At 50.7% G+C, this 11676-nt stretch carries 10 protein-coding genes; 7 read left to right on the forward strand and 3 right to left on the reverse strand.

Annotation, left to right across the window (positions count from 1 at the left end; genetic code table 11):
* Positions 1–152: 152 nt before the first annotated feature.
* Positions 153–1739, reverse strand: a complete 1587-nt coding sequence (locus R2K26_RS00665) for a response regulator (RefSeq protein WP_316518119.1) — start codon at positions 1737–1739, stop codon at positions 153–155.
* Positions 1736–3163, reverse strand: coding sequence for a histidine kinase (locus R2K26_RS00670; protein ID WP_316518121.1), 1428 nt, complete (start codon positions 3161–3163; stop codon positions 1736–1738). Before R2K26_RS00670 ends, R2K26_RS00665 begins: the two co-directional genes overlap by 4 nt.
* An 18-nt stretch (positions 3164–3181) precedes the next feature.
* Here R2K26_RS00670 and R2K26_RS00675 point away from each other — a divergent pair, with 18 nt between their 5' ends.
* The 7 genes from R2K26_RS00675 to R2K26_RS00705 all read left to right on the forward strand — a co-directional run bounded on the left by R2K26_RS00675 (position 3182) and on the right by R2K26_RS00705 (position 10266).
* Complete coding sequence (locus R2K26_RS00675; RefSeq protein WP_316518123.1) at positions 3182–3700, forward strand: hypothetical protein; 519 nt, start codon at positions 3182–3184, stop codon at positions 3698–3700.
* A gap of 310 nt (positions 3701–4010) precedes the next feature.
* On the forward strand, positions 4011–5537 hold the full coding sequence (locus tag R2K26_RS00680; protein WP_316518124.1) for an ABC transporter substrate-binding protein: 1527 nt from the start codon (positions 4011–4013) through the stop codon (positions 5535–5537).
* A 140-nt stretch (positions 5538–5677) separates the two neighbouring features.
* Complete coding sequence (locus tag R2K26_RS00685) at positions 5678–6619, forward strand: ABC transporter permease (RefSeq protein ID WP_396897204.1); 942 nt, start codon at positions 5678–5680, stop codon at positions 6617–6619.
* Between the two features lie 13 nt (positions 6620–6632).
* Entirely contained in the window at positions 6633–7523 is an 891-nt protein-coding gene (locus R2K26_RS00690; RefSeq protein WP_316518125.1) for a carbohydrate ABC transporter permease, read from the forward strand.
* A 44-nt stretch (positions 7524–7567) separates the two neighbouring features.
* Positions 7568–9121, forward strand: a complete 1554-nt coding sequence (locus tag R2K26_RS00695) for a GH39 family glycosyl hydrolase (RefSeq protein ID WP_316518126.1) — start codon at positions 7568–7570, stop codon at positions 9119–9121.
* Positions 9122–9667: 546 nt separating this feature from the next.
* Complete coding sequence (locus R2K26_RS00700) at positions 9668–9967, forward strand: hypothetical protein (protein ID WP_396897205.1); 300 nt, start codon at positions 9668–9670, stop codon at positions 9965–9967.
* Positions 9940–10266, forward strand: a complete 327-nt coding sequence (locus R2K26_RS00705; protein WP_316518128.1) for a transposase — start codon at positions 9940–9942, stop codon at positions 10264–10266. The genes R2K26_RS00700 and R2K26_RS00705 overlap by 28 nt, the downstream gene beginning before the upstream one ends.
* Before the next feature lie 214 nt (positions 10267–10480).
* On the opposite strand, the gene R2K26_RS00710 is transcribed toward R2K26_RS00705, so the two are convergent.
* A complete protein-coding gene (locus R2K26_RS00710; protein ID WP_316518129.1) occupies positions 10481–11656 on the reverse strand; it encodes a M20 family metallopeptidase in 1176 nt (391 codons plus the stop codon).
* Positions 11657–11676: the final 20 nt, after the last annotated feature.

An 11676-nucleotide genomic window follows, 5' to 3' on the forward strand; every position in this document is an offset into this window, starting at 1 on the left:
CAGGAGACCGCCACGAGTCGGCAATGTAGTTGGTCGACCCATTGGAGGCCCTTTTAGAGGCGTTGTCTGTATCATACCCTTCTAGGGCTTACTAGTTTTATGAAATTTGAATGCAATCCCGATACAGGAGGCGTCGAACTAGCGCACCGTCTCTACTCTGAATCGGCATGTTTTCCTCGCTCCGCAGAAGGAGCTACGCCGATTATCTTTTTGTATACCTGAGAAAAATAGGAGTAATTTTCAAAACCTACCCGGGCGGCGACTACAGCGACAGGCAAGCTGGTGGAACACAGGATGGCCTGTGCGATTTTCATCTTTTCGGATAAGATGTACTCCTTTAGGGACATCCCCGATTCTTTTCGAAAAAAGCGAGATAGATAATCGGGGTTCAGGTAAACGGCATCGGCAATATCGGAACGCCGAATCTCGTCGCAGAGATGATCCTGAATATATTCAACAATACGGGCCATTTGTCCTTTTTCGCTGCCTTCCTCTTTTGGAATTTGCAACTGTCGGAAAATTTCCTGCATACAGATAAGGGTGTCCTCCAAGCTTTCTGAGGCGTGAGAGAAAGCGGTCTGGATTTCTGGTTGTGCCAGCACATCCCGCAAATTGTTTCCACGAGGAAGTTTTGAAAGCATCTGAATGAAGTCGCCAAAAAACTGTTCGAGAAACTCGTGGTTTAAGGCACCAGACGCCTCTGCCTGATACAGATAACAGCAGACCTCATCTTCTGCCATTTTGGAACATCCATTGAGTAAGAGATTTTTCCAATACGGCAGTTTATCTGTGCGTGTGAGATCGGGAGGAAGCGGCTCAGGTTGTTTATAGAAAAATACGCCGCCTTGCCGGGAAATGTTGTCTAATTGCATCTTTTTCAGGCGCTGTGTCAGTTCTGGAGCGTCCTTTAACAGGATAGATGCGCCCACATAGCAGGCGATATCGCAGTGCAGGTGGTACCGAAAGGTCTCGAAAAGCCGAACCAGCTGAGCCTCTAAAATCGTATCTCCCGGAGGATTCTGAAGAGTCTTGGAAAACAGAAGAAGCAAGTAGCTCGTCTTTTCTAAGCGCAGAAGAAAAAGTCTTTGACCGAGTTGATCGAAGAGCTCGGCGGAGATATTTTCCATGGCGGTATAGAGAGAAGAAGCATCCCAAGGCTCATCGTGCCAGCGCAGTAAATGAACCATGGCAATGCGGACGTGCGACTCCTCTTTCACGGGGATTTTCAGATCTCCGAAGCACTTTAGGATTTCTCTGAGTTGAAGGGAAGCGCCGGTGAGCCAATCTTTTAGAATGCCCTGCAGAAAGAGATCTCGATTTCGGTATGCTGCTTTCCCGTATGAATATATCTGTTGCTCTTGTAGATTCTGCCGTACTTTTTTCACAGCTCTGCGAACAGCACCGCAGATTTCCTCATATCGGGCGGGCTGCAGAAGATAATCGAAGCTACCCAACTTCAACGCTTCTGCAGCGTAGATAAAATCTGCGTGTGCGGTGAGGAAAATACACTCTACCGGAAGTTCTTTGTTGCGTATCCAGCGCAAAAGACTCAAACCGTCCTCTACAGGCATTTCAATATCGCTCAAGAGAATATCCACCGGTTGGTTTTCCAAAACATCCCGTGCCATTGTTGCGTTGTAAGCGTGCAGCACCTTCGAGACGCCGGCGCTGGCCCAATCGACACCGGAAACAATGCCGTTGACTACATTGATCTGGTCGTCTACCACTAAAACGATCACGTGGAATCCTCCTCCTTGATATTGGAATCGTTTCTGGGCAAAAACAGCTCTGCGCAGGGAAACCCAGCAGAATTGTATAAGGAAAGCGCGGCGGTCTCGCCGTATAGCAACTGCAGGCGGTATCGGATGTTGTTGATTCCTACATGCTGGGAACGGTAGATCTGCGGTTCCGGATCCGCCGCTTCTTTCAAAATAAAGTCCGGAAAAGCCGGCCCATTGTTGGAAATCAGCAGGCTTACGTAATCCCTGCCTTTCCCGCTGATCAACGATACGCGGATACGAATGACCAACGCATGCTCCAGAGTAGTCCCGTGCTGGACGGAGTTTTCCACAAAGGTGACTAGAGAGAGGGGAGGAATCAGAAAATCCTCCAGATCGGCATCGATATCCATTTTGCAGCAGGGCGGATTGGCATTACAGAGCATCTGAAGCTGCATATAGTCCCGGATGCTGCGCAGTTCCTGAGAAAGGGGAATGCGCTTCATATTGTCTCTGAAAACAAAACGCAAATACCCGGAAAGTGCCAAGATGGTATTTTGAATACTGCGATATTGCTTGGCCTCTGCCAGCGCATACAGGCTTTTTAGGCAATTTAAATAGAAATGTGGACGAATTTGCAGCTGAAGGTATTGGAGCTTAGCATGTTTTGCTTCCAGTTCCTTTTCATAGGAGGTAATCTTCAGCTGACGAATCCGCTCCACCATATGATTGAAGGCAATTCGGACACGTTCGAATTCCCGGATGGAAAAAGGGGCGTCCATTTTTACATACAGCTCGCCGTCTCCCAGTTTTTCAATGGTACGGATCATTTCCTGCATGGGATCAAACAAAGACTTTTGCAGCAGCACAAAAAATACAGGAATCAGGCCGATTAGCACACAGCATAAAAGCAAAAGCGTAATTTGTACGCTGTCCATCCCGCTGAGCAGTCCGAAGTATGGCGTGGCGTAGCCGATGGAAATGCCAAGGCCGTTCATGGGCTTCTGCACAATGAGATACTTCTGCGTGTCTCCGCTGATCCAATAGTCGTCCTCCTGTGCGTGCAGAACAATCCCCGTTTCTTCGAACTGGGAACGGTTGCTTAGGGGAAGAGACTTCTCTTCATTGACGGAAGCACAAAAGAATGCAAAAGCATCTGATGAATCGGCATGGATGTCTGCTGTTTGTGCAGCGATGGCCCGATTCAGATCTAGCATGGCGACGCAGTAGGTGTGCGTTCCGTTTCGCCCGAAGAAACGGAACAGAAAAGCCTGACCGCACATTTCCCGAAGAACCCATCCGTTTGCAGAGTAGTTTTCATCCAGGGCGGCGCATTCTTTCAGGAAAGCCAAAATTTCCTCCTTTGTCTCCAGAGGATAATTCTCCACATTGTAGGCACCGCGGAAGAGATTGTTTTCCGGCGTAAGAATGAACAGTGCGCCCAAAGAGGGGTTTCCCTCCAGTTGAAGCTTGAACTTCTGCACCAGGTTGTAGGAGCTAAAGTGTGCGTCCGAATAGGATCTGTGGTAACAAAGCTGCTGAAAATCAGGATCTATGGACAGAAGATTCGAAAGGTAGGTGGAGATATTCCGCGCATCGGCTTCCAAGGCATTTTGATGGTAGGAGAGCGCGCTTTCAGCATTTTCTCAGAGCCGGTCGTTCTGCTGCTGGATGGTATAGACTGCAAAGCTACCGATAAAAACCAGCAGCGGTACCATGAAAATCAGCAGGGCGACCAAGGTTTTCCGCTTAAAGGATATAGAACCGAAAGACTTCATCATTGCGGGTGCACCTCTTTTCGGACGAAGATCAATCTAGAAGATGGGCTGATGTGCCGCATATTTTTCCGATATATGCGCTGCTGTTCGTTTTGTCAGGCGTATATTCTGCTTTTTGGACGACTTTCAGCGCCAAAGCAATCAATAGTTGATTGGTACCAGACGGACGTGCGAGTTTCTCTTTGTGATTTTTTTTCAGCGTAGCATATAAAGGCCGATAAGACAATCGACTGTTGGTTTATTGTTTTCTGTCTTCCGACCAGATTGCGGCACGCCCGGTTCGCTTCCTGCCCTACGGGTGAATTCGGACGGCGCTGGCTTAAAGGAGAAGCGGAAAGTCAGATTTTCAACAGGAAATCGTCTCTTTTTCTATTAAAGCACCGATGGTAATTTAGAAAAGTCGGAAAATCAACAGGAAGATGTCACAAAGATTCTTTCAGGAAGAACGGAGATTTGCTAAGATAAACATACACCCGGATCGGGAAATTTACAAAAGCAAAGGAGATGCAGCAACATGAAACCCAAAAAAATCCTGTCGGCGATTTTGGCGACCGTCATGCTGACCGGCATGATGGCGGCCTGCGGTGGAGACAGCAATTCCCCTGCGGCCCCGGACACATCCGGCAGCACGGTTTCGGCAGAAGACGCGAGCGCACAGGAGGAGTACACAGTAAAGATCATGTACTTCGGTGACGATACGACGGAGGACACCAATGAAGTGGCGGCAAAGCTGTCAGAGTTGACCAAGGCCAAGTACAACACCACCATCGATATGGTCCGCGTGGGATTTGGCTCTTATACGGATCAGGCGAATCTGGCGCTGAATTCCGGAGAGAAGCTGGATGTCATCTCGTCCTTCGGGCTTTCTGCGCAGACCATGATGGCGCAGAACCAGATCCTGCCCCTGAACGACTACCTGGACGAATACGCGCCGGAAACCAAGGCGGCAATCAGCGACCTGGACTGGCAGTGCATGACCATTAACGGCAATATTACGGGCGTTCCCGCTAATATTGAAAAAGCCAGTGCGTATGGTCTGCTGATGGTGAAGGACGTTGTGGATGAGCTGGGCATCGATTGGGAGAGCGTAAAAACGCTGGAAGATGCAGAGCCCATCTATGAGCAGGTTCAGGCAGCGCATCCGGAGATGTACATGCTCGTTGCAGACTTCGGCGACATCCGGCGCCCCCTGTGCTACGATCCGTTGGGCAATGATAATTTTGGCATACTCGAGGATCCGCTGACCGAACGGGAAGATCTGGAGGTTGTCAATCTGTATGAGACAGAGGCCTTTGTGGACTGGATCAACATCATGTACGATTTCAACCAGAAGGGATACATACAGCCCGACGCGGCCAGCAGCACGGAATCCGCCAACAGCCTGCTGGGTGCTGGAAAGGCGTTCTCGAATATCACCAACATCAAGCCCGGCATTGAGGCGGAATGGATGCGCAACTGCGGCAAAGAGGTTTACATCGCGCCGTTGGTGGAGCCGTACAGTACCACGGACAACATCAGCCTGCGCTGGTGCATCGCCAACAGCTGCGAGAAACCGGAGCGCGCCATGCAGGTAATCAATGAAATGTACATGGATCCCGATTTCTCCAACACCTTCATCTACGGCATTGAAGGAAAGCATTGGGAGTTTGTGGACGAAGAGCAGGGCATCGTCGGTTACGCCGACGGCGTGGAGGCCGGCTCCACCGGCTACTCCAATCTGGCCTGGGGCGCTGCCAACGAGCAGATCGCCTATGTGTTCGAGGGGGACGACCCGAATCTCTGGAAAGAGCTGGGTGAGTTTAACGAAACTGCGCCTCCGTCCATTGCCAAGGGCTTTGTGTGGGATAATACAAACGTCCTCACCGAAGTGACATCCTGCACGAACGTGCTCAACAAATACGTCAAGGCACTGCAGGCTGGTGCGCTGAACCCGGAAACCGAGTTGCCCAAGCTTAATCAGGAGCTTAGGGACGCCGGTCTGGACACCATCATTCAGGACAAGCAGACCCAGTTGGACGCATGGCTGGCGGAAAACAGATAATCTTTACAGGACTGTGAAAAAGGCGGGGGACGGGCAGCGCGCCCGGCAAAGCGTTTCAGGATGGCTCCAGCTTCGGGCGCGGGCTGTCAGCCCGCACTTTTCCGGCCCGCCAGTTCGAATTTCGATAGGGGGGACTTGCTGTGAAAAAAGCGTCTGCTGTGCAGCCAGCAAAAGAAAAAAAGCATTTTGTCCGGTATCTGCCGCTCTATTTGATGATGGTTCCCGGTATTGTCTATATCATTATCAACAATTACATTCCCATGACAGGTATTGTCGTGGCGTTTAAGCAGTACAATACGCGATTAGGGTTATACAACAGCCCCAATATTGGACTGAAAAACTTCGAATTCCTGTTCCGCACCAAGGACGCGCTGCTGATTACCCGAAATACGCTGCTGTACAATCTGGCGTTTATTGTGATCGGCACGGTGTTTTCCATTGCGGTGGCGGTGCTGCTCAATGAAATCAAGTTCAAAAAAGCCCAGCAGGTTTATCAGACCATTATCCTAGTGCCGTTTTTGATTTCCATTGTCATCGTCAGCTATCTGGTCAATGCCTTTTTGGCCACGGATACGGGATTCATTAACAATTCCATTTTGCGCGCTATGGGGAAGGAGCCGATTTCCTGGTATTCCTCTCCGCAATACTGGCCCTTTATCCTGATTCTGGTGCAGATCTGGAAGGTGTTCGGCTACAACAGCATCATCTACTTTTCCGTGCTGGTCGGGATTGACCAGGGCTATTACGAGGCGGCCGTAATCGACGGTGCAAACCGCTGGCAGCAATTCCTGCATGTGACCCTTCCGGGATTGAAGCCGACCATCATTACACTGACGCTGATGAGCATAGGCCGCATTTTCTATTCGGATTTTGGCCTGTTCTATCAGGTGCCCATGGATTCGGGCGCGCTGATGGACGTAACCAACACCATTGACACCTTTGTCTATCGCAGCATGATGCAGCTGAACAATATCGGTATGGCGTCGGCTGCGGGTGTGTACCAGTCCCTTGTGGGGTTTGTGCTGGTGCTGACCGCAAACTTTGTTGTGAGGAAGCTCGATTCCGAAAATGCGTTGTTTTAAGGAGGTGGTATTCATGGTAGAGAGAAATAAAACGTTTCAAATTGTCACGCACTGTATCATGATTCTGCTGTGCCTCATGTGCGTTTTGCCCTTCGTTCTGCTGATTATGTCTTCCCTCGCTGATGAGGGCTGGCTAATCATGAATGGGTATTCCTTCCTTCCGGCGAAACTGAGTCTGGATGCTTATCGGTACCTGCTGATCGATTCCACATCGATTGTGCGCGGATATATGATTTCTATCTTTGTCACGGTTCTGGGAACCTGTATCAGCCTGGTGATGACCACGTTAATGGCATATCCACTATCGCGAAAGGATTTGCCTGGTCGCTACTTTTTTTCTTTCTTCATCTTTTTCACAATGTTGTTCAACGGCGGTTTGGTGCCCAGCTACATCATGTGGACCCGGATGTTCCACATCAAGAACACAATTTTTGCGCTGCTGATTCCCAATCTGTTGATGGGGGCGTTCTATGTCATCATGATGCGCACATATTTTTCCTCCAACATTCCGGATGCGGTTATTGAGGCAGCCCGGATTGACGGGGCAGGGGAAATGCGGATTTTGCTAAAAATTGTGTTGCCCATGTCTTTGCCGATTATTGCCACGTTGGCACTGTTGACAGGACTTGGGTATTGGAACGACTGGCTCAATGGCCTGTACTATGTCCAGAACGACAAATTGTACAGCATTCAGGTTCTGCTCAACCGAATGCTGATGGATGTACAGTTTCTGATGAGCAGCACCAACACGGCGGCTGTTGGGCATCAGCAAATGGGACCGCTGCCCTCCACGGGAATCAAGATGGCAGTAGCCGTGCTGGGCGCATTGCCTGCACTCATCATCTATCCATTCTTTCAAAAGTATTTTGTAAAGGGCATCGCCATCGGTGCAGTTAAGGGATAACAATATATAGAGGACAAACAAAAACAAAAAGGGAGTATGTTCAGATGAAACAATACACGTTAAATGTAAATTCTGCAGTGAAACCGCTGGAAAAGTACTGGGAACTTTGTGTGGGAAGTTGCCATGCAACTACAGCGCTGCGGGAGGACTACCGCAAACAGCTGGAACAGTGCCAAAGAGAAATCGGCTTTCGCTACGTACGCTTTCACGGTCTATTTGACGATGATATGAGTGTACTGGTGCAGGATAGCTTCAGCAAGGATGTACGAGTTTCTTTTACCAATATAGACAGCATCTTTGACTTCCTGCTTTCCATCAACATGAAGCCTTTTGTGGAGCTGGGCTTTATGCCGGATTGCCTAAAGAGCAAGCCGGCCACTATATTCCACTATAAGGGGAACACGGCGCCGCCGGCAGATCACGATCAGTGGGCCTGGTTTATCCGGAAGTTTGTTCGGCATCTGCTGGATCGGTATGGGCGTACGGAAGTGCGGCAGTGGTTCTTTGAGGTGTGGAATGAGCCCAATCTTGGCGGACCGGATTCTCCGGACGGTTTCTTTGCGGGCTCTATGGAGGACTACTTTAAGCTGTATCGCGTGACTGCAGAAGCGGTCAAGGCCGAAGATCCGTGTTTGCGGGTAGGCGGTCCTGCTACCTCCAATAACGCATGGATTCCAGAAATGGTCAAGTTCTGCAGAGAGAACCAGGTGCCGATCGATTTCATTTCCACACACCATTACCCCACCGATGTTGTTCTGGGCTATGGCGTGGAAGACAGCGCCAATTTCGGGCGACCCACGCCGGAACAGCTGGAAGACCCAGAATACATGAAGACTTATCGGGAAAAGATGGAAGCTTTTCACGCCCATTTGTGGGAACGTGTGGACCGCGGCGTCGTCACACGGATGACACAAAAAGCGTTTCAGGAGGCAGATGGCATACCGCTCTATTATACTGAGTGGAACAGCTTGGCGGGCCTGCCCTCAGACGGCCCCTTTGGCGCTTCCTTTATTGCCAAGACGGTGCTGGATGGCGTAGGGATGGCGAAAGGGTATTCCTACTGGACTTTCAGCGACATTTTCGAAGAAAACGGGATGCCCAGCGCGGAGTTCCATGGAGGTTTCGGCCTGCTGACGCTGCACGGTGTACCTAAGGCGACTTATCGCGCTTTCCAGCTGCTGCATACGCTGGGGGACTTCCTTTATGAGCAGAAACTGGCGGATGGAACACTGGATGTCTATGCGGTAAAGCATGTACCCGCCGGTGCACTGCAGTTTCTTGTGGTAAATCACCATTCTCTTCTGCATTCCATTGCGGAGGAAGAGGTCCAGATTACACTGAAAGATCTCGAAGTTCCCGTAAATACGGTGCTGAAAGCACAGGTGGAACGCATTGATGATAATCACGCCAATGCGATTGCCTGCTGGCGTGAGCTGGGTTCCCCGGAGTATGTCACGAAAGCGCAGTTGGAAGCGCTAAAATCTGCTTCTGGGATGGAACGTGAACTTCTCGAAATTTCGGTCGAACAGAAGGAGGCATCCGTCACAGTAAAAGTACCGGCAATGGGTCTGGCCTTGCTGACGGTTTATCTGCTTTGAGGGTTTTGAGAATAATATAATGGCAAATGGAGCGGCCTGTAAGGATCAAACTGTGTGAGCTCTTTAGCCTGTAGAAAAAACCTGCTGTGGCAATTAGGCCAGAGCAGGTTTTCCTACGGACTACAGTTGACGGGGCTGTCTCACAAAGAGGCAGCCCCTAAAAATTGCGAAGCCCGGCTCTGTGCAAGAGTCGGGCTTCGGCGTATTATTTAGGTGTGAAACAAAACAAAACGCAGGTAGAGTATACAGCATACGGGACTGGATATCAAGTCTGCTTGCCCATGAATTTAGAAATTATCATCCCGTCGGACGAGCCGGTGAGATTGCTCAGTGCTGTTGCAGAGGAGTTGGATTACAGTAGACAGACCCGGACGCGACCTTTATGCACATGAAGGAAGACCATATGAAAAATGGTCAGCTAAAACCCGGATATAATGTGAATATAGCCACCGTCAGTGGTACATTGTCGGCAATTACATCTCTGCGGACAGAACGGATACAAAGACATTCATTCCGTTTCTGAAAAAACTGTGCAGCACCTATCCGGTGCAGCGAGTTGTGGTCGATTCCGGATATGAAAGTGAAGAAAACTACAGCTATGTAGATGACAGTGAACAGCTTTCTCTGTTTGTAAAACCGGCTGATCACGAGCAGAAAAAGAAACGCAAATACAAAAGAGACATTGTCCGCAGAGAAAACATGACCTATGACGCTGAAAAAGATGAGTATACCTGCGCCCAGGGAAAGAAATTACAGGCAGCGGCAGGCAAGAAGCGGAGATCCGAGACCGGCTATGCCCAAGAAGTGGCTGTTTACGAATGTGCAGATTGCAACGCTGCCCGGTAAAAGCGCAGTGCATCCGTCAAAAGAAGACGGACAAAAAATCGCCGGAAGATCGCTTCAAGCGTTTGAATGTCTCCAAATATTTTATCCAACAGCGAAAAGCAATGGAGAAAAAGATTTCCACAGCCGAAGGGATCCTGCTCCGGGTCAATCGTTCCATTCAGGCGGAGGGCGTGTTTGCCGCAATCAAGGAAGATCTGAACTTCCGCCGGTTTCTGACCCGAGGAAATGCCAATGTCACAGTGGAATGGTATCTTGTGAGCATGGCGTATAACATATTGAAACTGTATCATAAAATATAAACCGGCCGGTTGGGAATTCACCTGTTTGTTCCGGGTGCTGCATAGCATGTAAAAACATAGAAACAGCACACTTTTGAGAGGCAAATGACCTGCCCCTCTGGTTTGGTGCGCAGTTTTTCACGTTTTTCGACCGTTTGGAGTCATATTTCTCCTAAAAGGAGGGCCTGCCTCAATTGATTTTGGAAAATCTTTTTGAGATAACCCCTTCCTGTTATTACGCGTTCTCTTTAAGCCACTCCACCGCACAATGCGCCATGCACGCCGCGCCGATAGGGAGGACGCCCTCGTTGAAGACGACCTTCGGGTTGTGCGCGGTATACTGTCCGCGCTCGTCCATGTAGCCCGCGCCAAGGTACATCATTGCGCTCGGCACACGTTCGGCCACAAGGGCAAAGTCCTCGGAGCCCGTCGCCGAAATGCCGCCGTACGGCGTAAAGTTCGGAATGTTCAGCGCGCCCATGTAGCGCAGCATGTCGTCCGTCACCGATTTGTCGCACACGAGCGGGCACACTTCGGAAAGCGTCCTGATCTCCACTGTCGCGTTATACACGGCAGCCGTGCGCTCCGCCACCTCGCGCATGCGGCGTACAAGCAGTGCGCGGGCCTTTTTGTCGTTCGTGCGGATGGTGCCGCGCAGCACGGCCGTGTCCGGGATGATGTTCGCGGCGGTTCCGGCCATAAACTGCCCGATTGTCAAAACGCACGTCTTTGTCGGGTCGCTTTCGCGCGCGATGAGCTCCTGCAAGGCGAGATGAATGTGCACGCCTACGTTGATGGGGTCAATGGCAAGGTTCGGGTTCGCACCGTGCGAGCCGCGCCCGTGAACTGTAATCTCAAATCCGTCTACGGAAGCCATCATCACGCCCGAGTCGTTATACATCACAAAGCCCACGGGCGATTTGCCTGCCGCCACGTGGTACGCGAGCGCCGCATCGACCGGCGGATTTTCAAGCAATCCGTTTTCCAGCATATCGCGCGCGCCTTCGAATGTCTCCTCCGCGGGCTGGAACATCAATTTCACCGTGCCGCAAAGCGCGTCTTCGTTTTCTTTCAGCATTTTCGCCGCCGTCAGCAGCATCGCCGTGTGCATATCGTGTCCGCAGGCATGAGCCGTTTCGCCGGTGGGGCAGGCAAACGGCTCGCCGCTCTCCTCCGGCATCGGCAGCGCGTCCATGTCGGCGCGCAGCAAAAGCGTTTTGCCGGGCTTGCCGAGTGTCGCTGTCACGCCATGTCCGCATTCTGTCGGCTTTAGGCCGTATTCGCGCAGCTTTTCCGTCACAAACGCCTTTGTGTTCGGTAGGTTCAACCCCACCTCGGCATTCTGATGAATACGCCTGCGGTTTTGGGTGATCTCGTCTTTCAGTTCCTGTGCCCGTTTCCAAAAGTCCATAGTCTCGTCCCCTTTTAAAA

It is taken from the genome of Neglectibacter sp. CSJ-5 (assembly GCF_032490475.1).
GTDB classification, from domain to species: Bacteria; Bacillota; Clostridia; order Oscillospirales; family Acutalibacteraceae; genus Hominenteromicrobium; species Hominenteromicrobium mulieris.